24 protein-coding genes are annotated in these 25,348 nt (G+C 69.4%); 8 read left to right on the plus strand and 16 right to left on the minus strand.

Annotated features, from left to right (window positions below; translation table 11 throughout):
• Nucleotides 1–45 precede the first annotated feature (45 nt).
• From ACWD0F_RS01745 to ACWD0F_RS01790, 10 genes are all read right to left on the minus strand, one after another.
• Nucleotides 46–672, minus strand: a complete 627-nt coding sequence (locus ACWD0F_RS01745; protein WP_449871757.1) for an HAD family hydrolase — start codon at nt 670–672, stop codon at nt 46–48.
• An 86-nt stretch (nt 673–758) separates the two neighbouring features.
• Nucleotides 759–1,214, minus strand: coding sequence for a DUF2690 domain-containing protein (locus tag ACWD0F_RS01750; protein ID WP_449871759.1), 456 nt, complete (start codon nt 1,212–1,214; stop codon nt 759–761).
• A 100-nt stretch (nt 1,215–1,314) separates the two neighbouring features.
• On the minus strand, nt 1,315–1,824 hold the full coding sequence (locus ACWD0F_RS01755; RefSeq protein ID WP_449871761.1) for a DUF6912 family protein: 510 nt from the start codon (nt 1,822–1,824) through the stop codon (nt 1,315–1,317).
• Nucleotides 1,825–1,855: 31 nt separating this feature from the next.
• The gene (locus ACWD0F_RS01760) at nt 1,856–2,503 is read right to left on the minus strand and encodes an HAD family hydrolase (RefSeq protein ID WP_449871763.1); all 648 of its coding nucleotides are present in this window, start codon (nt 2,501–2,503) and stop codon (nt 1,856–1,858) included.
• Nucleotides 2,504–2,606: 103 nt separating this feature from the next.
• A complete protein-coding gene (nagZ, locus tag ACWD0F_RS01765; protein ID WP_449871765.1) occupies nt 2,607–3,911 on the minus strand; it encodes a beta-N-acetylhexosaminidase in 1,305 nt (434 codons plus the stop codon).
• Between the two features lie 63 nt (nt 3,912–3,974).
• Nucleotides 3,975–5,642, minus strand: a complete 1,668-nt coding sequence (gene ptsP / locus ACWD0F_RS01770) for a phosphoenolpyruvate--protein phosphotransferase (RefSeq protein ID WP_449871767.1) — start codon at nt 5,640–5,642, stop codon at nt 3,975–3,977.
• The gene (locus ACWD0F_RS01775) at nt 5,639–5,899 is read right to left on the minus strand and encodes an HPr family phosphocarrier protein (protein ID WP_449871769.1); all 261 of its coding nucleotides are present in this window, start codon (nt 5,897–5,899) and stop codon (nt 5,639–5,641) included. Before ACWD0F_RS01775 ends, ptsP begins: the two co-directional genes overlap by 4 nt.
• A 141-nt stretch (nt 5,900–6,040) precedes the next feature.
• Entirely contained in the window at nt 6,041–6,487 is a 447-nt protein-coding gene (locus ACWD0F_RS01780; RefSeq protein ID WP_449871771.1) for a PTS sugar transporter subunit IIA, read from the minus strand.
• 10 nt (nt 6,488–6,497) lie between these two features.
• A complete protein-coding gene (locus tag ACWD0F_RS01785) occupies nt 6,498–6,734 on the minus strand; it encodes a glucose PTS transporter subunit EIIB (RefSeq protein WP_449871773.1) in 237 nt (78 codons plus the stop codon).
• Between the two features lie 38 nt (nt 6,735–6,772).
• Entirely contained in the window at nt 6,773–7,807 is a 1,035-nt protein-coding gene (locus ACWD0F_RS01790) for an SIS domain-containing protein (protein WP_449871775.1), read from the minus strand.
• Nucleotides 7,808–7,932: 125 nt separating this feature from the next.
• Between ACWD0F_RS01790 and ACWD0F_RS01795 the strand changes: the two genes are divergently transcribed.
• The 4 genes from ACWD0F_RS01795 to ACWD0F_RS01810 all read left to right on the plus strand — a co-directional run bounded on the left by ACWD0F_RS01795 (nt 7,933) and on the right by ACWD0F_RS01810 (nt 12,045).
• A complete protein-coding gene (locus ACWD0F_RS01795; protein ID WP_449871777.1) occupies nt 7,933–8,673 on the plus strand; it encodes a GntR family transcriptional regulator in 741 nt (246 codons plus the stop codon).
• A gap of 60 nt (nt 8,674–8,733) precedes the next feature.
• Nucleotides 8,734–10,056, plus strand: coding sequence for a PTS transporter subunit EIIC (locus ACWD0F_RS01800; protein ID WP_449871779.1), 1,323 nt, complete (start codon nt 8,734–8,736; stop codon nt 10,054–10,056).
• A gap of 73 nt (nt 10,057–10,129) precedes the next feature.
• Nucleotides 10,130–11,428: a PTS transporter subunit EIIC gene (locus ACWD0F_RS01805; protein ID WP_449872372.1), complete on the plus strand. Its 1,299-nt coding sequence runs from the start codon at nt 10,130–10,132 to the stop codon at nt 11,426–11,428.
• A 176-nt stretch (nt 11,429–11,604) separates the two neighbouring features.
• Nucleotides 11,605–12,045, plus strand: coding sequence for an Rv3235 family protein (locus ACWD0F_RS01810; protein WP_449871781.1), 441 nt, complete (start codon nt 11,605–11,607; stop codon nt 12,043–12,045).
• Nucleotides 12,046–12,348: 303 nt separating this feature from the next.
• Here ACWD0F_RS01810 and secA read toward each other — a convergent pair whose 3' ends face one another.
• Complete coding sequence (gene secA, locus ACWD0F_RS01815; protein ID WP_449871783.1) at nt 12,349–15,138, minus strand: preprotein translocase subunit SecA; 2,790 nt, start codon at nt 15,136–15,138, stop codon at nt 12,349–12,351.
• Between the two features lie 222 nt (nt 15,139–15,360).
• On the opposite strand from secA, the gene ACWD0F_RS01820 reads away from it, so the two are divergent.
• The 4 genes from ACWD0F_RS01820 to ACWD0F_RS01835 all read left to right on the plus strand — a co-directional run bounded on the left by ACWD0F_RS01820 (nt 15,361) and on the right by ACWD0F_RS01835 (nt 18,479).
• Nucleotides 15,361–15,621: an HGxxPAAW family protein gene (locus ACWD0F_RS01820; protein WP_449871785.1), complete on the plus strand. Its 261-nt coding sequence runs from the start codon at nt 15,361–15,363 to the stop codon at nt 15,619–15,621.
• Nucleotides 15,622–15,829: 208 nt separating this feature from the next.
• Entirely contained in the window at nt 15,830–16,351 is a 522-nt protein-coding gene (locus tag ACWD0F_RS01825; protein ID WP_449871787.1) for a peptidase inhibitor family I36 protein, read from the plus strand.
• 387 nt (nt 16,352–16,738) lie between these two features.
• The gene (locus ACWD0F_RS01830) at nt 16,739–17,134 is read left to right on the plus strand and encodes a RidA family protein (protein WP_449871789.1); all 396 of its coding nucleotides are present in this window, start codon (nt 16,739–16,741) and stop codon (nt 17,132–17,134) included.
• Nucleotides 17,135–17,270: 136 nt separating this feature from the next.
• Nucleotides 17,271–18,479 (plus strand): winged helix-turn-helix domain-containing protein, encoded by a 1,209-nt coding sequence (locus tag ACWD0F_RS01835; protein ID WP_449871791.1) that lies wholly within the window; start codon nt 17,271–17,273, stop codon nt 18,477–18,479.
• A gap of 381 nt (nt 18,480–18,860) precedes the next feature.
• On the opposite strand, the gene ACWD0F_RS01840 is transcribed toward ACWD0F_RS01835, so the two are convergent.
• The 5 genes from ACWD0F_RS01840 to mtrB all read right to left on the minus strand — a co-directional run bounded on the left by ACWD0F_RS01840 (nt 18,861) and on the right by mtrB (nt 25,343).
• Nucleotides 18,861–19,559, minus strand: coding sequence for a response regulator (locus tag ACWD0F_RS01840; protein ID WP_449871793.1), 699 nt, complete (start codon nt 19,557–19,559; stop codon nt 18,861–18,863).
• 173 nt (nt 19,560–19,732) lie between these two features.
• Complete coding sequence (gene hpf, locus ACWD0F_RS01845) at nt 19,733–20,398, minus strand: ribosome hibernation-promoting factor, HPF/YfiA family (RefSeq protein WP_449871795.1); 666 nt, start codon at nt 20,396–20,398, stop codon at nt 19,733–19,735.
• A gap of 627 nt (nt 20,399–21,025) precedes the next feature.
• On the minus strand, nt 21,026–21,742 hold the full coding sequence (locus ACWD0F_RS01850; RefSeq protein ID WP_449871797.1) for a ComF family protein: 717 nt from the start codon (nt 21,740–21,742) through the stop codon (nt 21,026–21,028).
• Between the two features lie 120 nt (nt 21,743–21,862).
• Complete coding sequence (locus ACWD0F_RS01855) at nt 21,863–23,608, minus strand: LpqB family beta-propeller domain-containing protein (RefSeq protein ID WP_449871799.1); 1,746 nt, start codon at nt 23,606–23,608, stop codon at nt 21,863–21,865.
• Nucleotides 23,595–25,343, minus strand: coding sequence for an MtrAB system histidine kinase MtrB (gene mtrB, locus ACWD0F_RS01860; protein ID WP_449871801.1), 1,749 nt, complete (start codon nt 25,341–25,343; stop codon nt 23,595–23,597). Before mtrB ends, ACWD0F_RS01855 begins: the two co-directional genes overlap by 14 nt.
• Between the last annotated feature and the right edge of the window lie 5 nt (nt 25,344–25,348).

Genomic DNA, 25,348 nt, shown 5'->3' on the forward strand with positions numbered 1-25,348 from the left:
GGTCGTCCCGGCCGCAGCAGACCTCAGACGCGGCCGTAAGAGACCTCAGGCGTAGGCGAGGGCCTCCGCCAGGGTGTCGACGACCGGCAGCCCGGTGCCCTCCAGCTCGGCGCGCGTGGTCATGCCGCCGGTGTAGAGCACCGCCCTGGCCCCGACGTGCTGCGCGGCGAGCCCGTCGTCCACGCTGTCGCCGATCACCAGGACCTCGCCGGGATCCACGCTCAGGGCCTGGATGTGCGCGGTCATGTGGGTGGCCTTCTCACCGCCGGTGACGCCGAGCAGCCCGTCGATCCTGGTGAAGTGCCGGGTGATGCCGAACGAGTCGACCTTGGGCACCAGGTGCACGTGCGGCGCCATCGAGCAGAGCGACTGGGTGCCCGTCCAGCTTCTGAGCACGTGCTCGGCGTCGGCGGCCAGCCCGCAGGCGTCGCTCAGCCGGAAGTAGTGCTCGTGGAATCCGTCGTCCAGCAGCTCCCACTCCCCCTCGGCGAGCGGGCGGCCGAGCATGCGTTCATAGGCGACCCAGATGGGCCGGGTGTAGACCGCGCGAAAGCCGTCGGCGGTCATCTCAGGTAGCGCGTACGGCCGGAAGAGCTCGTTGGTGGCCCCGACCACGGCATCGATGTCGTGGAAGAGCGTGCCGTTCCAATCCCAGATGATGTGCTTTGTCATGTCGCAACAAGCTTAGTCGTTGGCTGTGACGAGTTCGTGAACACCGAGGGGCCGCGGCCACTCGGCCACGACCCCGCGCGCTGAACTTACCTACAGGCCTTCGGGGTGGAGCCGGTGCCGTACTGGCCGCCCCGGCCGCCGTTCCAGCGGACGTACGTGCTGCCCCAGGCGCAGATGTTGTTCGCCTCCAGCATGTTCCCCCAGTGCCGGCCGCCGTTGCCGGCCTTGAAGTTGAAGGTGTCCGCCCGGCCGTCCTGCGTGCGCACCGTGATGCTGCCGGTCACGGACGTGGCCGTCTTGATCTCGATCCAGTTGGTCTTGCACTTGCCGGACCACCAAAGCTTGATCGTGCCGACCTGGCCGTCGATCCGGCTCTTGATGGCGCCCTGCCGGACGACACTGGCCGAGTTTCCGCAACCGGCCTTGTAGGGGTCCTTGTGGTCGTAGAAACGCTTGCCCGACGTCTGCGCGTGGGCGGGGGAACCTGCCAAGAGGGCCACTGCCACCGCCCCGATCGCCGTGATCGCAACTCGACGCTTCATCTGAAATCGACTCCTTCAGTCAGAGAACAACGATGCGTCGTGACCTTAGCGAGATCGAGCTCCGCGACGTCAAGGAACCGTGATCCATGTGACGTCACTGTTATGAGCGCAGCAGGTCCGGGATCTCCTGGGTCGCGTACCACAGCAGCTCGTGGGCCTCCGCCCCGTCCACGGTGAACCGCGCGTCGTCGTCGCCCGCGTCGGAGGCGGCCACCGCGGCCACGGCGGCCTCGACGTCGGCCACCGCTCTGCCGTCGTCGACGTGCACCGCGGCCACCTTGGCCATCGGGATCGGCTCGGTGAGGCGCACCCGGGCGCGTTCCGCCAGGTCGACGCCCGCGGAGACCGCGCCGTCCGGCACCTCGGCGGCCACCACGACGCGCCGGGGCGCGGCCTCGACGCCGTCGGCGCGGCCGGTGGCCAGCAGGCGCAGCGAGGCGCGGGCCGCCTCGGTGAGCGCGACGTACTCAAGCTCCTCGGTGTCTCCCGAGGCATACCACTCGGTCAGCGCGGGGGTCACCGCGTAGCCGGTCAACGGAGCCGGGCCCAGCTCTCCGGTCTCGACCGCGCCGGCCAGAGCCGGGAGGGTACAGGGCAGATAGACGCGCATGACGAACCTTTCAAAGCGTGCAAGGCCTCAACTATGCCCGCCGCAGCGTGAGACGGAGGAGAGACTCGAGTTCTCCGATGGTCGTGTCCGCGTCCTTGTGGTGGATGCCCGAGATGCCGAGCTCGCGGGCGGCCAGGATGTTGGCCTCGATGTCGTCGATGAACACGCACTCGCCGCCGTCCAGGCCGATCCGGTCGAGCGCGTGGTGGAAGATGCGCGCCTCGGGCTTGCGCATGCCGACCTCGCCGGAGATCACGACCGCGTCGAAGATGTCGTCCCAGTCGTCGCGGGGGTAGGTGTGGGACCAGGAGTTAGACAGCAAGCACGTTTTAAGCCCATTTGTCCGTACGTCGCGGAGCATGTCGTACATTGCGTCCACCCGCTCGAACCCCGAGAACATGCGCTCCAGCAGCCCGTCGGCCACCGGCGGCAGCCCGTCCACGGTCCGCAGCCGGGCGGCCAGGTCGCGCTCGAAGGCCGGGCCGTCGATCTCGCCCCGCTCCAGGGCGTGGATCGTGTTCTCCCCGTCCCGCCCGCTGTAGGCGTGCTCGATCAGCTCGCGCATCACCTCGCGGTAGTGCTCGCCGTCGATCCGGTCCGCCGCGATCCACCGCGCGATGGAGTCGGTGAGGCTCGACGTCAGCACCCCACCCCAGTCGATGAGCACACCCGTAACCATCGTTCTAGGGTAGAGCGTCCCAGAAATAACTTTCGCACCGACCCAGGTGGCTATTGCACGACATATTCGCGAATAACCAACGTCCCCGTCATCGCGGGCCGCACTAGTCGGCGGCGCGCCTGACCCGGGCGGCCAGCTTGCGGTGCTCCGCCGAGCGCAACACGCGCACCGCCTCCTGCGCCGAGGCGACGGGCGCCTCGGTCAGCAGCCCCTTGCTCTGCTTGAGCGTGAGCAGCCTGGTGACCGACTGGTCGAGCCGCTGCTTGGAGACGCGCCCCGACTTGACCGCCGCCAGCACCGCCTGGTGGGCCTTGGGCAGGTCGTTCGGCATGAGCAGCAGGTCGGCCCCGGCCAGCAGGGCGCGTACCGCGATCTCGCCGTCGTTGTACTTCTTGCGCACGCCCGCCATGTTGAGCGCGTCGGTGGAGATCACGCCCTGGAAACCGAGCTTCTCCCTGAGCAGACCGGTCAGGATCGGCTTGGACAGCGTGGCCGGGTCGCCCGAGGGGTCGAGCTTGGGGAAGACGAGGTGGGCGCTCATCACGGCGTCCACCCCTGCCTCGATCGCGGCCTTGAACGGCGGCGCGTCGATGCGCTCCCACTGAGCCCTGGTGTGCTTGATCACCGGCAGCCCCGTGTGGCTGTCGACGGAGGTGTCACCGTGCCCCGGGAAGTGCTTGGCGGTGGCGGCCACCTTGGCGTCCTCGAACCCCTTGACCGCCGCCGCCACCATCGTGGCCACCCGCTTCGGGTCGTCGCCGAAGGCCCGCCGGCCGATGACGGGGTTGCGCGGGTTGACGTTCACGTCGGCGACCGGGGCGAAGTCGAGGTTGACGCCGAGCGCGCGCAACTCCTCGCCGGTCGCCTTGGCCACGGCACGCGACAGGTCGGGATCCTTCGTCGCGCCGATCTCGGCCGCGCCGGGGAAGTCCGTCATGAGCGCCGACATCCTGGACACCAGGCCGTTCTCCTGGTCGGTGCCGATCAGCAGCGGCACCTGCTCGGCCGCCCGCTGCATGCCGTTGGTGAGGCCGACGACCTGGGGGGTGCTCTTGACGTTCTGCGGGAAGAGGATCACGCCGCCCAGGTGGTATTTGGCGATCACCTTGGCCGGGGTCTGGGCGCCGTACCTGGCCTGGTTCTCGCCCGACACCGTGTCGGCCGACGTGCCGTACAGGACGGGCATGAAGAGCTGGCCGACCTTCTCCTCGACGCTCATCTCGGCCAGGACGCGCTCGACCGGGCTCTCCTGTGCCTGGGGCGAGCTCTGCGGCGTGGCGCGCGCGGGCGGCGCGGCCCTGCCTCCGGTCGGAGGGGTCGCGCCCGCCGAGCCGCCGCCGCTGCCGCACGCCGCCAGGGCGAGCACCAGGAGACCTGCCGTACCGATCCGTCGAGCGCTGGAAAACATGCCTTCCAAGGTATCCATCCGACGACCCGTCCGGGCCGGACCGTTTGCCAACTGCGGCCCAACCTACAACCCGAGCGTGCCGAGCTCCGGCAGGTGCGCGCGGGCCGCGCCGCGCGCCTCGGCCGGCGTCGCCTCCACCCGCGCGGCCTCGGCCGCCAGCCGGCACTGCTCCAGCGTGTGCGCGGCCAGCGCGGCGCGGACGGCGGGCAGCGCGGTGGGCCCCATCGACAACGTCGAGGCGCCGAGCCCGGTGAACACGCAGGCCAGCGCCGGATCGGCGGCCGCCTCCCCGCAGATCCCGCACGGCTTGCCCGCCGCCGCCGCGGCCTCGGCCGCCATGGCGACCAGGTCGAGCAGGGCCGGTTGCCACGGATCCTGCAGCGCGCTCATCGCGCCGAGCTGGCGGTCGGCGGCGAAGGCGTACTGGGCGAGGTCGTTGGTGCCGACCGAGACGAAGTCCACCTCCGCGAGCACCTGCGCGGCGCGCAGCGCGGCCGACGGGATCTCGATCATCACCCCCGCGCTGGGCAGTCCGTGCGCCCGGCACATCCGCGCGAACCAGGCGGCCTCCTGCGGCGTGGCCACCATCGGCGCCATCACCTGGAGTCCTCCGGTCGCGACCGCGCCCAGGGCGTCGAGCTGCGCCTCCAGCACCTGGGGGAATCTCGCGTACTGCCGCAGGCCGCGCTCGCCCAGCGCCGGGTTGGGCTCGGCGGGCACGGGCAGGAACGCCAGCGGTTTGTCGGCGCCGCCGTCCAGCGTGCGTACGGCCACCCGGCCGCCGGGGAACGCCTCCAGCGCCGCCTGGTACGCCTGCCGCTGCTCTTCGGCCGACGGCGGCTCGGCCCGGTCGAGGAAGAGGAACTCCGTCCGGTAGAGCCCGACGCCCTCCGCGCCCGCGCTGACGGCGGCCCGCAGCTCGGCGGGGTTGCCCACGTTCGCGAGCAGCGGCACCGGATGCCCGTCGGCCGTCCTGCCGGGACCCTGCACCGTGGCGAGCGCGGCCTGCCTGGCCGTGGCCGCGCCGACCGCCTCGGCCACGTCGGACGCGGCCGGCTCCACGCGTACGTCTCCGGAGCTGCCGTCCACCATCACCGGGACACCCGACGGGATGCCGGTCGCGCCGGGGCAGGCCACGACGGCGGGCACCCCCATCGCCCTGGCGATGATCGCCGTATGGCTGGTGGGCCCGCCCTCCTCGGTGACGAACGCGACGACCACGTCCCTGGACAGCAGCGCCGTGTCGGCGGGGGCGAGATCCCGGGCGATCAGCACGTACGGCTCGTCGGGTGCTCCCTGCAGCCCCGGCAGCGCCTGCCCGTTGAGCTGCGCGATCACCCGGTCCCTGACGTCGTTGAGATCGGCCGCCCGCTCGCCGAGATAGCCGCCTGACTCGGCCAGCATGTTCCGATATCTCGTGAAAGCTTCGAAGACCGCCCTGGGGGCGGCCAGGCCACGGTCGATCAGCGATCTCACCTTCACGACCAGGCCCGGGTCCTCGGCCATCATCGCCTGGGCCTTCAGAATGCCCTCGGCCGCGCCGCCCGCCTGGTTGCCGCGGGACTCCAGCTCGCCCGCGACCTGGGAGAGCGCGGCCATCGCGCGCTCCTTCTCCTGCTCCGCCGCACCGGTGTAGGTGGCGCCCTCGGGGGGTTCGGGCACAGAGACGGTCAGAACGAACGAGAGGCCGTGCCCGATGCCCGGGCTGACCCCTACCCCCCGCAGGTTCATGGCGTACTGGCGATCTTGGCCAGCTCGTCGAGGACCTCGTCGGAGCCGTCGCCGTCGGCGCGGATCACGATGTCCTCGCCCTGACGGACGTCGAGGCCCATGATCGCGAGGATGCTCTTGCCGTTGACCGGTCCCCCGCCACGGATCTTCTCCACCGAGATGTCCATCGAAGCCTTCTTGGCCCGTTGCACGAACGTCGCCGCGGGACGGGCGTGCAGCCCTACCTCGGCTGCCACGGTGGCCTTGCGCTCGCCCATGTACCTACTCCTTCTGTGCCGGTCCGGACCAGCCGGACCTATCTGCATGGAACCGGCCGATCGCGGTCAAATCGGTGGTCATGTGTCCATTGTCTCGTGTCCCCGCCGCCTCGATCACCGGCGGACCGGCCGGTACGGCGGCTACTCCCACCGGAAGAGCGCGTCCCCCACCCGCACCGCCCCGGCCACGACCCGGGTCACGGCCCCGGAGACGGCGTCCAGCGCGACGACCGGGCAGACCGGCGAGCGCCCGCCCGCCTCGATCGCCGCCGGGTCCCAGGCCACGATCGGCTGCCCGGCGCTCACCCGGTCGCCCTCGGCCGCCAGGAGCCGGAACCCCTCGCCCTTGAGCTGGACGGTGTCGATGCCCAGGTGCACCAGCACACCCTTGCCGTCGTCCCCCACGATGACGTACGCATGCGGATGCAGTTTCATGATTTTTCCCGCTATGGGGGCCACGGCCCTTCCCGGCCCCCTCAGCGGATCGATCGCCGTTCCCGGCCCCACCATGCCCGCGCTGAACACCGGATCGGGCACGGCGGCCAACCCCACAGCAGCCCCCTCGACCGGGGCGAGAACAGTCGTCATGGACTCGCCCTCAGCCGATGATGTCCTCGATATCGCTCGCGATCGTGTCCGCCTCCGGCCCGACGACGACCTGGACCACGTTGCCCGCGGCCATCACGCCGTGCGCGCCCGCCGCCTTGAGCATGGCGTGATCGACCTTGGCCGCGTCGTGCACCTCCGTGCGCAAGCGGGTGATGCAGGGCTCGATCTCGATGATGTTGTCGGCACCGCCCAGCCCGGCGATGATCGCATTCACATCCGCCGCCATCCGGTCCTCCCTAGGATGAGCACTCCGACCAGGCTAGATCAGTCCGTCTGCGTGACCTTGTTCAACCCGCGCGGCGCGTCGGGGTCGATGCCGAGCCGGCGGGCCAGCGCCTCGGTGAGCAGCTGGCCGGGGACGATCAGCCCCATGGGCGCCACCCATTCGGGCAGGTCGGGCCCGTTCAGCGCGGCCGTGCCCGCCCGCGCGAGCGCGTCGCCGCCCCCGACCGTGTACGCCGCCGCGCCCGCCGCCACCACCCGCTCGGCCAGCGCGACCGTGCCGGCCAGCGTGGGGCTGTTCTCGGCGGCGACGAGCAGCGCCGGGGTGTCGGCGTCGACCACGGCGATGGGGCCGTGCAGCAGGTCGGCATAGGACAAGCCCATGGCGTGCAGGTAGCAGGCCTCCTTGAGCTTCAGCGCCGTCTCCAGGGCGGTGGAGAACGCCAGCCCGCGCCCGGACACGACCACGCCCGGCTTGTCCAGCAGCCCTTCGACCACGGCGTCGAGGTCGCCGGGCTCGGCGATCAGCTTCTCCACCGCGTCGGGCACCCGCCGCAGCTCATCCACGTCCACGTCCGCGCCGAGCCCGAGCGCGAGCACGGCCAGCGCCGCGAGCTGCGTCGTGTACGTCTTCGTCGCGGGAACGGCCTTCTCCTCGCCCGCCACCGTGCACAGGGCCACGTCCGCGACCTGCGCGAGCGGGCTCTGCTCCCCGCCGTTCGTGATGCCGACGGTCCTGGCCCCGCAGTCCTTGGCCCAGGCCAGCGTCTCGACGATCTCCTCGGTGCGCCCCGACTGCGAGATCGCGACGGCCAGCACCCCGTCCAGGTCGAGCCGGCGCTTGTACGTCGTCGCGATCGACGGCGCGGCCAGCGCGGACAGGCGGCCGGCATGCGATTCGACCAGGTAACGCCCGTACACTGCTGCGTTGTCAGAGGTGCCACGCGCGATGAAAAGGAGCTGGCGAGCCTGCTCACCCACCGCCCGCACGTCATCGATCCTGGGGAGGAGAGAGTCCAGTGTGGCCCGCAGCGCGGCCGGCTGCTCGGCGATCTCGCTGCGCATCTTCGTGGTCATCGTGGGCTCTTCCTTCAACTCAGTGCGGGTCGGACTTGACCGTCTTTCGCGACATGTGGTCTAGTCCGGACTAGACCAGTACGAACCATAGCCCATTGTCCGAGGTTGATTCGAGGGGAGGATCCGTGGCGCACATCGATCCGGACAGCCCGGTGCCCAAATACTTCCAGCTCCGCGAGATCCTGCTGGACCTCATCGACAGCGACGAGCTGAGCATCGGCGCGGCCATCCCGTCGGAGCGCGAGTTGTGCCAGCGCTTCGGCCTGTCCCGGATGACCGTGCGGCAGGCCGTCGACCATCTCGTTTCCGAGGGCCGGCTGCACCGCGTTCCCGGCAAGGGGACGTTCGTCGCCCGGCCCAAGATCGAGCTGGCGCTGCAGCTCACCTCGTTCACCGAGGACATGCGCGCCCGCGGCCTGATCCCGGGCTCGCGCGACCTCGACCGGCGGATCGTGCGGGCCAGTGCCCATCTGGCCAAGGAGCTGGGGATCCAGCCGGGCGAGGAGGTGCACTTCATCGAGCGGCTGCGGACGGCCGACGGGGAGCCGCTGTCCATCGAGCGGGCGCACATCCCGGTCAAACTTGCTCCGGACCTGGCTTCGTACGATTTGTCGGAAAAATCGTTGTATGAGCTGTTGGAGAGTCGCTACGGCCTCGTCATGGACGCCGGTGAGCTCACCATCGACAGCGGCCTCGCCGACCCGAGCGACGCCGACCTGCTGAAGCTCCCGCGCGGCGGCGCCGTGCTGCTGCTGCAGCGCCGCTCCTTCTCCGGCGGCGTCTGCGCGGAGTTGGGCGTCTCCACCTACCGCGCCGACCGCTACCAACTCCGTACCATTCTGGAAATGCCCGTCAGACGGGGCTGAGACCTTCCGCACTCCGCGCCCCGGAGGAACGCCCGACTCCGCCCCCCGGAGGTACGCCCGGTGAACGAGACCACCGCCGCGGCCCGGCCTGCGCCGTTCGCTCGCCTGATGACCGTGCTCCAGCGGCTCGGCCGCTCGCTCATGCTGCCCATCGCCGCCCTGCCCGCCGCCGCCCTGCTGGTGCGCTTCGGCCAGCCCGACATGCTCGGCTCCAACGGCGTGCGGCCGGGGGGCCTGGCGGACGTGGCGGGGTTCGCCTGGATGAACCAGGTCGCCGGCGTGCTGGCCGCCGCCGGCGAGGCCCTGTTCGAGAACCTGCCGATGTTGTTCGCGGTGGGTGTGGCCATCGGCTTCGCCCGCAAGTCGGACGGCTCCACCGCGCTCGCCGCCGTGGTCGGCTACCTGGTCTTCGACCGCGTGAGCAAGGTCATGTTCTTCGGCTCCGACATCAGGGACACCGTCCTCATCAGGGAGGACCAGGAGCAGGGCTTCCGGGAGATCATCAACTACGGCATGCAGAACCCCACCAAGGTGCTCGGCGGCATCGTGATGGGCCTGGTCACCGCCCTGCTCTGGCAACGCTTCCACCGGATCAAGCTGCCCTCCTGGCTGGCCTTCTTCGGCGGACGCCGGTTCGTGCCGATCATCACCTCGATCGTGGCGCTGCTCATCGGCGTGCTCTTCGGCTGGCTCTGGCCGGTGATCGGCGAGTGGATCCGCCACGCCGGCGAGGCCCTGGCCGCCATCGGCCCGGTCGGCACCGGCATCTACGGCCTGATCAACCGCCTGCTGATCCCGCTCGGCCTGCACCACTTCGCCAACTCGGTCGTCTGGTACGTCGTGCCGCAGTGCGACGTGGGCGGCCGGGTCCTGGGCGGCGACTGGAACTGCTACTTCGGCGGCGCCCCGCACTCCGGCCAGTTCATGGCCGGCTTCTTCCCCATCATGATGTTCGCCCTGCCCGCCGCCGCCCTGGCGATGTGGCGCGCGGCGCCGGCACATCGGCGGGCCTCGGTGGGCGGCATCATGTTGTCGGCCGGGCTGGCGTCGTTCGTCACGGGCATCACGGAGCCGCTGGAGTTCGCCTTCGTCTTCGTCGCCCCGGCCCTGTTCGCCGTGCACGCGGTCCTGACGGGCCTGTCCATGGCCGTGACGACGCTGATCGGCGGCCAGCTCGGCTTCGGCTTCTCGGCCGGCCTGCTCGACCTGCTCCTGAACGCCGGCAAGTCGAACACCCAGAACTTACCCGGCATCCTGCTGCTGGGCGTGATCTACGGCGTCCTCTACTACGTCGTGTTCACGTTCATGATCCGCAAGCTGAACATCATGACCCCCGGCCGCGAACCCGACCCCGACCCGGACTCCGACTCCGGCGAGACGTAGCCCTCCGGCAGGGCGGTTTTCCCGATGATCCCGCGTGGTAGGAACCCAGCATTCCCCCACCATCGCGGCGGGGGTGCGCACGACCTTGAGCTCGACCGGCACGCAGGGCTGGCCCGCCGTCTTCGCGGTGCTCCAGCGCATCGGCCGCTCCCTGATGATGCCCATCGCCGTGCTGCCCGCCGCCGGCCTGCTCTTCCGCTTCGGCCAGGACGACCTCCTCGGCAAGGACGGCCTCGGGGCCGTCGTGCCCTGGCTGCTGCCCGTCGCGAAGGTCATGGCGGCGGCCGGCGGCGCCCTCTTCGACAACCTCCCGCTGCTGTTCGCCATCGGCGTGGCCATCGGCTTCGCCCGCAAGGCCGACGGCTCGACCGCTCTGGCGGCCCTCGTCGGCTATCTGGTCTTCGACCGCGTGAGCAAGACCCTCTTCTTCGACGCGGGCGAGGGCGCCGTCCACGACAAGGTCGTCCGGCTCCTCCAGAACGGCACCCCCGTCCTCGACCTGGGCGCTCAGAACCCCACAGGCGTCCTCGGCGGCATCCTCATCGGCCTCACCGCCGCGCTCCTCTGGCAGCGCTTCTACCGCCTCAAACTGCCGTCGTGGCTGGCCTTCTTCGGCGGGCGCCGCTCGGTCCCCATCGTCACCGCCGTCGCCGCCCTCCTGCTGGGCGTCGCCTTCGGCCTCCTGTGGCGGCCCGTCGGCGACTGGCTGGCGACGGTGGGCGACTGGCTCTCCGCCCACGGCACCGTCGGCACCGGCATCTACGGCGTCGCCAACCGCCTGCTCATCCCGGTGGGCCTGCACCACTTCCTCAACACCATCGTCTGGTTCACCCTCCCGGAGTGCCGCGCGGGCGTGAACGGCGCGACCCGGGACGCCGCAGGCGACCTGAACTGCTATTTCGCCGGAGAACAAGGAGCCGGCGTCTTCATGACCGGCTTCTTCCCCGTGATGATGTTCGGCCTCCTGGGGGCGGCCATCGCCATGTGGCGCGCCGCCCCGCCCGGCCGCCGCCAGGCCGTCGGGGGCATCCTGTTGTCCGCCGGCCTGACGGCCTTCGTCACCGGCATCACGGAGCCGCTGGAGTTCGCCTTCATCTTCGTCGCCCCGGCGCTCTTCGTGGTCCACGCCCTGCTCACGGGCCTGTCCATGGCCCTCATGGCCGAGCTCGGCGCCCGCCTGGGCTTCACGTTCTCGGGCGGCGCCATCGACCTGCTCCTGAACGCCGGCAAGTCGAACACCCACAAGCTCGGCCTCATCCTCGGCTTCGGCCTGGTGTACCTGGTCGTGTACTACGCCGTCTTCACCCTCATGATCCGCTACCTGAACCTGCCCACCCCCGGCCGTGAACCCGCCGAAAAGGCCGATCCGTAACGCCCCAAATTCGAGGAGTGAGTGCTCAGGGGAACCCAGCTTCTTACGACGTTCCGCATCTCTGAGGACAAAGCCGGGCGGCTCCCGGGAAAGCTGGTGACCATTTGCCCAGGTCAGCCGGACCGAAAACTCATTGATGACAAATGCATTCAGCACTCCGAGAGCATGGAGCACACGTGTCGGCAACCCCCCGCATCGGCCTGACCCCGGCCCCCGAGCCCCCCTATGACGACGAGCACTTCCACTCCCCGGACACCCTGGGATCCCTGGCCCTGGACCACCGCCCGCCGGCGTGGGGTCCGCCCGGCGCCATCCCCGACGAGCGCCGGCTCCGCCACCTCGGCCAGGCCCTCGCCGAGGTGCTCTCCGGCCGGCGCGCCCCCGAGACGGTGGCCGACCGGCTGACGGATCGCGCGTACCGGGACCTGCTCCGGTCGGGACGCATGCTGCACACGACCCGCACCCCCTTCGCCGGCAGCCTGCACGTGAAGGAGCCCAGGGAGGGCGCCGTGGAGATGTGCGTCCTCATTCACTGCGGCGACCGCAACCACGTCCTCGCCATACGCCTCGAACGCCGTGGCGTCCAATGGTTGTGCACCGAGTTCGAGACGGCATAACACGTCAGGCCCCCACTTCCGCAAGGGAAGTGGGGGCCTGACGAACAACCTAAAGACCTCGAACACCCGACATACCGGTACGCCCACGCCCGTGGACCACCCGACATACCGGTACGCCCGCGCCCGTGGACCACCCGACGTGCCGGTACGCCCGCGCCCGTGAACGACCCGAACACCCGACGTGCCGGTACGCCCATGCCCGTGGACCACCCGAGCGACCGACGTGTCAGTCCGCCCGCGCTTGGGCCGCCCGAGCGGCCGGATCAACCGGCGTGCTCGAGCCGCCCAAGCGACCGAATCGGCTCAGCCGGCGTGCTTGGGATCGCCGTGGCAGCGCTTGTACTTCTTGCCCGAGCCACAGGGGCACGGCGCGTTACGCTCGACGTTGCCGTAAGCCGCACGCTGCTCCGACGAGGTGCGCACCCGCGTGTGCTCGACGTCGCCCTGCTCACCAGGCGCCGAGTATTCGAGCTCGGCGGGCCGCTCCGGCCCGCGCAGCCCGCGCGCGATGATCGAGCGGGTCTCCGCCAGCACCGCGTCCTCTTCCTCGACGATCGGGTTTTCCTGCACCTCGACCTCAAGGTTGAACAGGAACCCGACGGAGTCCTCCTTGATGCCCTCCAGCATCGCGGAGAACATCTCGAAGCCCTCACGCTGGTACTCGATCTGCGGGTCCTTCTGCGCGTAGGCCCGCATGCCGATGCCCTCGCGCAGATAGTCCATCTCGTAGAGGTGCTCGCGCCACTTGCGGTCGAGCACGGACAGGATCACCCGGCGCTCAAGATCGCGCGTGGTCTCCGCGCCGAACTCCTCCTCGCGCCTGGCGTACGCCGCGTAGGCGTCGGCCTTGATCTTCTCGTTGATGAACTCGGCGGACAGCTCCTCGCGGCCGCCGGCCTCCTCGACGAGGTCCTCGATCCGGACCGTGATCGGGTAGAGCTCGCTGAACGCCTTCCACAACTTCTCGAGGTCCCACTCCTCGGCGAAGCCGTCGGAGGTGGCACCCACGACGTAGCCGTCGATCACTTCACCGATGAAGCCGCGCACCTGCTCGTGCAGGTCGGCGCCCGCCAGCACGCGGTGCCGCTCGGCGTAGATGACCTTACGCTGGCGGTTCATCACCTCGTCGTACTTCAGAACATCCTTGCGGATCTCGAAGTTCTGCTGCTCGACCTGGTGCTGGGCAGAGGCGATGGCCTTGGAGACGATGCCGGACTCGATCGGCTGGTCGTCCGGGATCTGCAGCCTGGTCATGATCATCTCGACCCTGGCCGAGTTGAACAGGCGCATGAGGTCGTCGCCGAGCGACAGGTAGAAGCGCGACTCGCCGGGGTCGCCCTGACGGCCGGAACGGCCGCGGAGCTGGTTGTCGATGCGGCGCGACTCGTGCCGCTCGGTGCCGAGGACGTAGAGGCCGCCGAGGCCGGTGACCTCGTCGTGCTCGGCCTTGACCGCCGCCCTGGCCTTCTCCAGCGCCTCGGGGTAGGCCTTCTCGTACTCATCCGGCGTCTCGAGCGGGTCGAGGCCGCGCTGGCGCAGCTCCAGGTCGACGCGGAACTCGGAGTTGCCGCCGAGCATGATGTCGGTGCCTCGACCGGCCATGTTGGTGGCGACGGTGACGGCACCCTTACGGCCCGCCTCGGCGATGATCGCGGCCTCGCGGGCGTGGTTCTTCGCGTTGAGCACCTCGTGCTGCACACCGCGGCGCTTGAGCGCCTTGGACAGCCGCTCGGACTTCTCCACCGAGGTGGTGCCGACGAGGACCGGCTGCCCGGCCTCGTAGCGCTCCTTGATGTCCTCGACCACCGCGTTGAACTTGGCGTCCTCGTTCTTGTAGACCACGTCCGGCTGGTCCTTGCGGATCATCGGCCGGTTGGTCGGGATCGGGACGACGCCCAGCTTGTAGGTCTGGTGGAACTCGTTGGCCTCGGTGACGGCCGTGCCGGTCATGCCGGACAGCTTCTCGTAGAGGCGGAAGTAGTTCTGGAGGGTGACCGTGGCGAGAGTTTGGTTCTCGTCCTTGATCTTCACGCTCTCCTTGGCCTCGATGGCCTGGTGCATGCCCTCGTTGTAGCGGCGGCCGTGCAGGATGCGCCCGGTGAACTCGTCGACGATCAGGACTTCGCCCTCGGTGACGATGTAGTCCTTGTCCTTCTTGAACAGCTCCTTGGCCTTGAGCGCGTTGTTCAGGAAGCCGACCAGGTGGGTGTGCTCGGGCTTGTAGAGGTTGTCGATGCCGAGCCAGTCCTCGACCTTCTCGACGCCCGACTCCAGGATGCCGACCGTGCGCTTCTTCTCGTCGACGATGTAGTCGCCGGTGCTCTCTTCGCCGGGATTCTTGGCCTCGACACCCTTGCGCAGGCGGGGCACGATCTTGGCGAACTCGTTGTACCACTTGCCCGACTGCTCGCCCGGGCCGGAGATGATCAGCGGCGTCCGGGCCTCGTCGATGAGGATGGAGTCGACCTCGTCCACGATCGCGAAGTGGTGGCCGCGCTGCACGCACTCTTCGAGCGACCAGGCCATGTTGTCGCGCAGGTAGTCGAAGCCGAACTCGTTGTTGGTGCCGTACGTGATGTCCGCCTGGTACTGCTTGCGGCGCTCGTTGGGCTCCTGGCCGGCCAGGATCATCCCGACTTCGAGGCCGAGGAAGCGGTAGATGCGGCCCATGTTCTCGGCGCCTACCTTGACCAGGTAGTCGTTGACGGTGATGACGTGGACGCCGTTGCCCGCCAAGGCGTTGAGATAGGCGGGCAGCGTACAGGTCAGGGTCTTGCCCTCACCGGTCTTCATCTCCGAGATGTTGCCGAGATGCAGGTTGGCACCGCCCATGATCTGCACGTCGAAGGGCCGCTGGCCGAGCACGCGGCGAGCCGCCTCGCGCACGGTCGCGAACGCTTCGGGAAGCAGATCGTCCAGGGACTCGCCGTCCGCATGACGCTGTTTGAACTCGTCCGTCATGGCGCGCAACTCCGAGTCGGACAGGCTCGTGAAGTCGTCCTCGATGGAGTTGACCTGGTCTGCGATCCGCTTGAGCTTACGCAGAATCTTGCCTTCGCCGGCACGTAGGATCTTGTCGAGAATGGCTGCCACTTTATGTAAAGCTCCTCGCAGGTCTACCCCGGCGGCGCCGCCAGGAGGAGAGGCCGAGACAAACTTCCCCGTTGCCATCGTAGGCGGTTCCGCAACCAGACACAGCCACCGTGACGACGAGGGCGCAGGACCCGTCTGGGAGAATGGGGTAAGGCAGAGGGTATGCCGGTTGAAAGCCGGCTCGCACCAGAAGCGGGATATCCGGCAAAGGAAGGATTAGTCATGGTTGAGGGCAAGAAGTCGGAGCAGACCGAAAACCTCGGCAGCCACGGCGGACGCGCGTCCTCGTGGCTCGCGGTGACGGTGATGCTGGTGGGCACCGTGGTGGCCGGCTTCGGACTGACGGCCACCAACTGGACGCTGGTCTGGATCGGCGCCGGGGTGTTCGTCGTGGGGGGCATCCTGGCCCTCGTCTTCGACATCTTCACCGACGTGGTGATCGACGCCCCCCGTGCGGGCATGCGCGCTGAAGATCACCGCTGACGAAGGCTTGACACGGCGGGCACCGAGTCTCCTCGGTCGCCCGCCGTTTCCGTTCCTCCGGCAGACCACTCCATGCCCGCACCTTTGCCGAACCTCGACCAGCCCCCGGCGGCGCCGCCGTGCCGCCGTGCCGCCTCAACAGGAACTCAACGCAGGCTGAACACCGGGGTGCCTACCTTCCTCTCGACCACACGAAGAGGGAGACGAAATGAGCCAGCACCCGCTTTTCAGCAGCAGAGCACTCCGAACGGCCGGTATCGCCATCGGCGCCGGTGCCATCATCGCCAGCGCCCTCCCGGCCCAAGCGGCCACCGCCGACTCCAGCGCCAGCGCCAGGGTCGATGCCTACATGGCCGCGTTCCCCTACGGGACGAAGGTGAGCAACAACGAGATCTCCTGGGAGAACGGCGAGGTCGGTGTGGTGCTGTCGGCCACCGCGGCGTCCTGCCCCAACGGGTACTACTGCGTGTACGAGCACCAGTACTATCGCGGCGCGATGGCCAAGTGGCGGGCCTCCCGCGACAGGTGCAAGAAGTTCAACTTCACCCCCTACTGGCGAGACAAGGTCTCCTCGTTCTGGGCGCGCGGCACCTGCCCGGACAACAACTACTTCCTGAAGGACAAGAAGGCGTTCCAGCCCGACCCCTTCCAGGCATTCGAGGGCAAGAGACCCCTTCTGAGCAGTCTGAACGACCGCATCGACTACGCGGCCCGCGGCTACACCGACTGACATCCGCGAAGGGCTCGGGGACCGGTTGAAGGACTCACGCGCTGCCGGGCGCCGCCCGCTCACGGACCTACCAATGGGCCCGCCCGCCCACAGGCTTTACCAGCGGACCCGCCCGCTCATGGTCCTACCAGCGGGCCCGCCCGCCCACAGGCTTTACCAGCGGGCCCCCGCTCACAAGCTCACCAGCAGAGCCCGCACGCCCACGGGCTCATCAGCAGGCCGGCCCGCCCATGCTCCTATCAGCGGGCTTGCCCGCCCAGGGTCCGGTCGGCCAGACTACGCGCGCCCAGGGTCGATGCCGCGCGGCCACTTCGTGGGAACGCTCTTCCCACCTGGCCGGGCGGTACGGGCCCCGTTCGCCGCTCGTCCACGAAGGGATCCGCGTCAATGGCTCTCGACATCATCCAGCCCGAGGACCTGGACAGACCGGAGACCTACTCCCACGTCATCGTGGCGACCGGCGGCCGGATGGTGTTCATCGCCGGGCAGATGTCCGACGACCGTCAGGGCGGTCTCGTCGCTCCCGGCGACCTCGCGGCCCAGGCCCGGCAGGTGTTCACCAATCTCGGCCGCGCCCTGGCCGCCGCCGGCGCCCGGCCTGACCAGGTCGCCAAGATCTCGATCTACGTCGTCGGTCACCGCCCGGCGTACCTGCCGATCATCGAAGCGGCCAGGATCGAGCTGTTCGGCGCCCACAAACCCACCGACGCCCTGCTCGGAGTGGAGACACTGGCCGCACCCGGCTACCTGATCGAGGTCGACGCGATCGCGGTCCTCGACTGAACGACAACCAGGGCCGGTCTCTTACTGTCGGCCCCCGCCCCTACGCTGCTCGCATGAACGACAGCCAGGGCCGATCTCTTTCTGTCGGTCCCCGCCGCTACATTGCTCGCATGCATCGCCGTACCGGTTCGCAGTCATGACCGTCTCGCCCGACCTGATCGACCTCACCGCCGACGAGGCGCGCCGGCTCGTCCTGCGCGCACAGGGCCTGGTCGGCGCCGACGCGCGCAAGGGCGGGGTGCACGCCATGCTGCGCAGGCTCGGCGCCGTGCAGCTCGACACGATCTCGGTCCTCGCCCGCTCCCACGAGCTCGTCGCGTACGCCCGACTGGGCGCCGTGGGCAGACCCCAGGTCGAGCGCGCCTACTGGCACGACCCCGCCCAGAGCTTCGAATACTGGTGCCACGCCGCCTGCATCCTGCCCATCGAGCACTGGCCGCTCTACGAGTTCCGGCGCCGGGCCTACCGGGAGAGGCGTTACCGCTGGCACGAGGTGCCCGACAACGTCGACAAGCTTCTCGACCAGGTGCGCGAGTCAGGCCCGGTGACGACCACCGACGTGGGCGGCGCAAAGAACGGCGGCGCCTGGTGGGACTGGTCCGACTCCAAGATCTCCCTTGAGTGGCTGCTCGACATCGGCGAGCTCGTCTGCAGCCGCCGCGTCGGCTGGCGCCGTGTCTACGACCTGGCCGAGCGCGTGGTCCCCACCGACCTCCTGGCGGCCGGCCTCTCCGACGAGGAGTGCATCGTCCGGCTCGCGGCCATCGCGGGCCGTTCGCTGGGCGTGGCCAACAGGACCGATTTGATCGACTTCCTGCGTCTCAAGGGCCGCTACGCGGCGATCCTCGACGAGGTCCTGCTCAGCGGCGCGGCCGGTCTGGTGCCTGTGACCGTCTCGGGCTGGACGGGCAGGAAGGGCCAGGCCAACGCCTGGGCGGACCCGGCGGCCCTGGAGTCGGAGCCACGCGGCCGGCACCGCAACACGTTGTTGTCACCGTTCGACTCGCTCATCTGGCACCGTGGCCGCACCCAACGGGTCTTCGGCTTCACGTACACGCTGGAGCTCTACGTCCCCAAGCACAAGCGCGTCCACGGCTACTTCACGATGCCGGTGCTGGCCGGCGGCCGTATCATCGGCCGCGTCGACCCGGCCCGCGAAGGCTCCACGCTGGTCATCAGACAGCTCAGCCTGGAACCTGGCCTCTCGGCCGCGAAGTGGGCCGACGCCTTACACGACGCCCTGTGGTCGGCGGCCGAGTGGGTAGGCTGCGACGCCATACGCGTTGAGCGCGCCGACCCACCGGAGCTGGCCTCCCTGCTCACCACGAACCGCCAAACGACCTGACCCGACCACCGGACGACGCCGTAGCATGAACCGCCCGACTGCCTGGGCATGGAGCGCGGACTGCCTGAGCATGAACCGCCGGACTACCTGGCGGTCGGCCACCGGACAGCACCAGAGCCGGCACACATGCCCGCACCATGGCATGGGCCCCACACGCCGCATCACGTGTCGAACGCGCGAGGCGAGTGTGCGACGGCGGCGCGAGGCCGTGTGCAACGCGAGGCGAGGCCGCGTGCAGTGCGGCGTGAGGCCGCGTGCAGTGCGGCGTGAGGCCGCGTGCAGTGCGGCGTGAGGCCGTGTGCGGCTTGAGGTGGCCCGCCTCGACACGCCCCCCACGGCGTGTCCTCGGAATCTCACCGAGGCGGCGGCCACCACAGCCGGCTAGGTGATCTCCAGCATGCGCTCTCGCACCGCGTAAACCACTGCCTCCATCCGCGAGTGCAACTGCAGCTTGTCGAGGATGTTCCGGACGTGGTTCTTCACCGTGTTCTCGGAGATGAACAACTGCTTGGCGATCTCCCGGTTGTTCATGCCCTTGGCGACCAGACGCAGGACCTCCATCTCGCGTTCGGTCAGCCGGGGCACGGGAAGCTGGGCCGGGCGCTCGGTCTCTTTGCGGCTCATGTTCTGGAACTCGCTGATGAGCTTGGCCGCCATCGCCGGGTTGATTAACGACTGACCTTCGTGCACACCGCGCACCGCCGCCGGAACGTCGTTGATCTGGACGTCCTTGAGCAGGTAGCCGGTCGCGCCGGCCTTGATGGCCTCGAAGAGGTCTTCCTCCTCGTCGCTGACCGTCAGCATGATGATGCGGGTGCTCGGCACCGAGGCCTTGATGTTCTTGGTCGCTTCGATGCCGTCCTGCCGGGGCATGCGCACGTCCATGAGCGCGACGTCGGGCATGAGGCGGTCGGCCAGGTCGACCGCCTCCTGCCCGTCGCTCGCCTCACCGACCACTTCGATGTCGGGCTCAGCCGCCAGCGCCAGCGCCAGACTCCGCCTGATCAGCTCATGATCGTCCACGATCATGACCCGGATCGGCTCGCCCACCGGCGCGCGGACCTCGCCAGACTCCGTCACGAGGCCACCTCGGTCGGCCTCGCGTCTGCCGTTCCCTCGCTTCGCTCGCTCAACTGGACCTGACTGAGCTCGCTCACGTGTCCTCCTCGTCGGGGGGCCAGAGCCGTTGAACCGCCAATGATGGCATGTACAAGGCGGTTCTCGGGTGGTCGAGAAGATCTTTTAGGGCGCGATCAGGGCTCTACGAGCCGCAGCACGCCGTAGTTGTACCCACGCCGGTTGTATACGACGCACGGCTGACCGCTCTCCTTGTCACGGAAGAGGTAGAAATCGTGGCCGACCAGCTCCATTTCGAGAAGAGCCTGGTCGATGGTCATGGGTTCCGCTTTGTGATGCTTCTCCCGGACGACGAGCGGGCCATCGCCGTCCATCTCGATCGGGACGATGTCGTCGTAGCGCTGATCACTGCGCAGGAGCTCTTCCTCGTCGGGCTCGGCCTGCTCGGAGGCGGCGGGTTCCGCCGTCGGGGCTGGGCCGGCGACACCAGGGAGCGTCGCGGTGATCTCCGCCACCGAAGGCGGGGCGTGGTTGCCGTGATGGACCTTGCGCCGGTCGGACAGACGCCTGAGGCGGCCTTCCAGCTTGTCGAGGGCCATGTCGAAAGCTACTAGCCGGTCGTCGGCGGAGGCTTCGGCGCGAATGGCCGGCCCTCGCGAGTGAATGGTGAGCTCGACACGCTCCCGCTGATCAGCGAGGCGAGGATTGCGTTCTTTCGACACCTCCACGTCGACTCGGATGAGTTTGTTGTCCAGACGTTCGATTCTGGCCAGCTTGGTCGTCACGTGGTCGCGGAACCGCTCACTCACTCCTGTGTGCCGGCCCTTGACGATGATGTCCATGCAACAGCCCCCCTTCGTCTAACGACTGAGCACGAGCGCCCGACAATGTGCATGCCGGGCGGGGCCTTCTGTCTGCCTCTCCGTCACCGCTACCCTCTTCCGCCTCGGCGTCACCGGGAACTCGGATGGCACCCGCCCGGCCGACCTGGTCTTCGACCCCACATCCGCCTGCTGAGGATTTCGCAGCTCTGTTGCCACTACTGCCCTTCTCTTCTGGCGAGGGGTATCTGACCCCTCGGGAAGGCAGGACTTATCCCTAAGCCGCACCGTGATCGGTCGACAAAGAGTCGCCTTACGTGGACCGTTTTGCCTGCGGCTGGCATCGGCTAGCAGAGCCGGGAACCCCGGCCCTGCGCAACCACGGACCCGAACGGGTGCCATGTCAGAACGCTATCCGTATCCAGGCCGAATGTCAGCCGGAGGCGGCGCCAAAGGATCACTTTGCGTGGTTTCCAGGGGGCTCTGCGGCACCATCCCATGTCTCGTTCAACCGATCGGCAACCCTTACGGGAGCGATCTTCTCGTCCGCTGAACAGCCTCGATGCGGCCATCGAGAAAGGGGCATGTGACCTCCTGGTGAGACTGCCGATGTGGATCTTTCTTTACACACCGTGACGGTAATGCTTTTCAAGATCTTCGGCGTGTCGCGGCGGCGGTCACCGCCAGCGGCACCGGCATCCCCGCCGATCGCAGGGCCCTGGCGGCTTCGAGCAGGGTGGCGCCCGTCGTGACGATGTCATCCAGAAGGAGCGCACAGGCCACTGGCGGCCGTGGCGCGCGCCGGTCGACCCAGAGGGACCCGGCGAGATTGGCGACCCTCTGCGTGGCGCTCAGGCCCGCCTGGTCGGCCACGCGCCGCCGCTGTCTCAGGACCGCCCACGGCTCGGCCCGCACGCCGGAGGCCCGCAGGTGCCACGCGGCCAGCACCGCCAGCCGCCCCACCGGGTCATGCCCCCGGACGCGCCGGCTGCGCCCGGCGCTGGGGACCGGCACGACGGCGATCCCGCCGTGCCCCTCAAGCCCCTCAAGCCCGCCCGTACGCCCGAGCGCCGTCACGGCGGTGAACGCCATGGCCTCCGCCAGCACGCCGGCCAGCGCCACCGCGCCCCGTTCCTTGTAGGACACCAGCGCTCTGCGGACCGCCCCGTCATAAGGGGCCGCAGACCAGCACTCGGGCAGGCCGGGCGGGGCCGGCACGGGCATGCGTCTCGCCGGGGCGACGGTCAGCGCGGCAACGCAGTTCCCGCAGAGGCGGGCCCCTCCGGCACCGCAGCCCGCGCAGGTCTGCGGAAGGACGACATCCAGCACGACATCCAGTACGGCGCTCAGCACGCTGACCAGCATGCCGGGCCCCACCGACAGTTCGCCCCGGCCGCTTCATCCCCAGCCAACTCGCCCCGGCCGCCTCATCCCCAGCCGGTTCACCCCTGGCCACTTCACCCCAGCCGGTTCACCTCGGCCGGTTCACCCCAGCGGGAAGAGCGGCGTGCTCGCCTCGGAGTCGACCTTGGTGGTCCAGGTCTGCCGATCAGGGTTGAGCTCGACGATCTGGTTACCCCTGTCCGCCTTGCCCTTCTTAGCCTCGGCCAGCACCCGATCGTCCAGCGCGGCCAGCGACTTCAGCGGCTCCTTCAACGGCACCCCGACCGTCTCCCCGTCCCCGACGTTGATCTGGTTGAGTATCTGCCCCGCCTCAGTCTCGACCAGCATGAGCAGGTGCTCGTCATCCTCCCAGGCCAGATCGAGGATCTTGTCGCCCCCCTCGGTGCTGGTCAGGAGCTGGAGGTTCACCAGCATGGTCGCGGCGCCCTTGCCGGCCAGCGCGGCGATCTGGACGGTGTTCTCCCCCATGGTCATCACCACGCGCACCCCGTCCCTGGCGACGCGCAGCCGGGTGATGTCCAGGCCCTGCAGCTTGGCCTGCGCGGTGACCACCTCGGCCGGACGTCCGCCGGCCGGGTCGTACCGCAGCACGACCTCCTTCTCGCCGTCGTACGTCCAGAGGGACCCGTCCCGGTTCCAGGACGGCGCGGTGAGGTCGGTGCCCTCGATGACCTGCTGCCAGTCCTCGTCCTGGGTGAGCCTGGCCACGGAGATGCCGGTCGAGGTCTTGGCGGCGATGAGCGCGTTCTTCTCCTTGGACAGCGCGAAGTGGGAGTAGCCGGCGTGCGGCTGCCCGGCGGGACCGGCCACGGTGCCCGCGGGGCCGTCCTTGCCCAGGAAGTGCACGGCGCCCTTGCTGACGAAGTAGGCGGTGTCGCCGCTGTCGTTGAGCCAGGTCTCGTCGGACTCGGGCCGGTCCATGACGTACGGCTCGCCGTCGAGCAGGATCTCGATGATGCGGCCCTTGGCGACCTCGTTCTTGGTGAGGCTGTACCTGATCTGGGCCCTGAGCGTGCTCTCCGCGCTCAGGTCGAGGGGATCGATCGGCCCGGACAGATTGACCACCACGCGCTCCTCGCGCCACCCCACCGACTCGATCTTGGCGCCGGCCGGGAAGCTGGTGGTCACCGCCCCGCCCTGCAGGGACTCGGTGGGCTGCTTGAGCAGGCGCTCCAGGATGGTCTGCGCGAAGCTCTTCGTCGGCGCCAGCCGCAGGCGCACGCGGTCCACGACGAGGCGGTCCTGCGTGCTGCCGTTCAGGTAGTAGAGGTTGGTCGCCCGGTAGGCGCGGGCCACGTCGGCGCTGGTCAGCAGGAGTCCGGGGGGCAGCCGGTTGACGCGGTAGCCGCCCTTCTCGTCCTTCACCAGCTCGAAGGGCTCCTCCCAGGGGCCGCCCGTGGGGACGTACGCGTCGTCCGGCCTGATGGTGGCCACCCAGCGCCCCTTGAGCGTGATCTTCTGCACCGTCTCGGTGCTGTCACGCTGGTTCGGGTACGCGAAGCCGAACCCCTCCTCGATCACCGTCACCGGGCCGGAGGCGCTCCACTTGCTCCGCGCCTCCGGGGTCAGGTACTGCGGCAGGACCCTGGGATCATCCGCGTAGGCCGCCATGGCCGCCTGCAGGCCCTTGATGGTCTCCTCGGGCCCCCAGTCGGGCCGGGGCGAGATGGCGATCATGCGCTGGAACGGCTTGCTCAGCGGATCGCCGGTGCCGGTCTCGTTGACGGTGCTCGGGCCGCTGACGGGGATCACGGTGCAGCCGGAGCCCGCCCAGGCCACGATCGCCACCAGGACCAGCACGAACCCGGCCCGCCTAGTCCTCGTCATGGCCGGCCCCGTCCCCCGACGCCGGCAGCAGGACCGGTGTCATGGCCCCGCGCCAGGTGCGCCGCATCTCGATCTCCGGCGGCACCAGCGACAACGGCGAGCCCTTGAGGTCGGCTCCCGCCATCCTGGGCAGCGTCAGCCGGAACTGCGAGCCCTCGCCCGGCTGCCCCCACGCCTGCAACCAGCCGCCGTGCAGGGTGGCGTCCTCGCGCGAGATCGCCAGCCCCAGCCCGGTGCCGCCGATGGTCCTGGCCCGCGAGGGGTCCGCCCGCCAGAACCGGTCGAACACCATCGTGTCCTCCGCGCCCTTCAGGCCGATCCCGTGGTCGCGTACGGCGACGGCCACGGCGTCCCTGTCGGCCCCCACGGTGACCACGATGTCCCGGCCCTCGCCGTGCTCGATGGCGTTGAACAGCAGGTTGCGCAGGATCCGCTCCACCCGCCGGTTGTCGATCTCGGCCAGGCAGGGCTCGTTGGGCAGCCTGAGCTCGAAGCGGGTCGTGTGCCGCTCGGCCAGCGCCTCGGAGTCGCCGATGGCCCGCAGCACCACGTCGCGCACGTCCACGGGGTCGAGGTCGAGCGTGGCGGCGCCGGCGTCGTAACGGCTGATCTCCAGCAGGTCGGCCAGCATCGACTCGAACCGCTCCAGCTGCGCCTGCATGAGCTCGGCCGACCGGGCGGCCATCGGGTCGAAGTCCTCGCGGGCGTCGTAGAGCAGGTCGGCCGCCATCCGCACGGTGGTCAGCGGCGTGCGGAGCTCGTGGGAGACGTCCGAGACGAACTGCCGCTGCACCTGCGACAGCTCCTCCAGCTGGTGGATCTTGAGCGCCAGGTTCGCGGCCATCTCGTTGAAGGAGCCCGCCAGGCGGGCCAGGTCGTCCTCGCCGCGCACCTTGAGCCGCTCGTCGAGCTTGCCGGCGGCCAGCCGCTCGGCGGCCTGGCGCGCCAGGCGCACGGGGGTGACGACCTGGCGGGCGACGAGGTAGGCGATGGCGGCGAGCAGCAGGACCAGCCCGAGGCCGACCACCACGATGGCGAGCCGGACGGTGGACAGCAGGTCCTCTTCCTCGTCGAACGGGAAGAAGTGGTAGACCTCGTAGTTCTGGCCCGTGGAGGGCACGTGGACCACGCCGGCGGTCACGTACGTGAGCCTGGCCTGGCTCTGCCCGGCGAACTTGATCTCCTCGACGGACGCGACGGTCTCGCCGAACTGCAGCTTCTCCACGTTGCGCTGCAGCCTGCCCTTGAGCCCCAGCGGCACGTTCAGCGGCACGACACTGCCGGACGCGCGTGACTCGCCGGGCGTGGTCGGGTTGTAGATCAGCACGTCGTAGCGCTTCTTGGAGCCGTCCTCACCCGATCCGGAGACGCTGTCCATGACGTCGTCGAGCGCGTTGGCCGTGCGCTGCTCGCCGCTCTCGGCGGCCTTGCTCTCGTCGTCGGGGTCGAGGGCCAGGGCGTCGGCGATCTGCAGGCGGTCGGCGAACGCCTCGCCCACCGAGGACTGCTGGCTGCTGTCGACCACCGACTTGTTGATCTGGCCGAACAGGAACGTGCCCAGCACGACCACCACGGTCACGGAGATCACGAGTGTGCTGGTGATCACCTGGAGCTGCAGCGACCGCCGCCACACGCTGCGCGCCCTGCCCGCCGCACGCCGCACCCGCCGGCGGACGCCGCCGAGGATCTGGCGGAGTGTACGTCGGCGGAACAGTTTCCGTTTCGTCGGGGGCATGGCAG

It is taken from the genome of Nonomuraea sp. NPDC002799, from assembly GCF_053592075.1.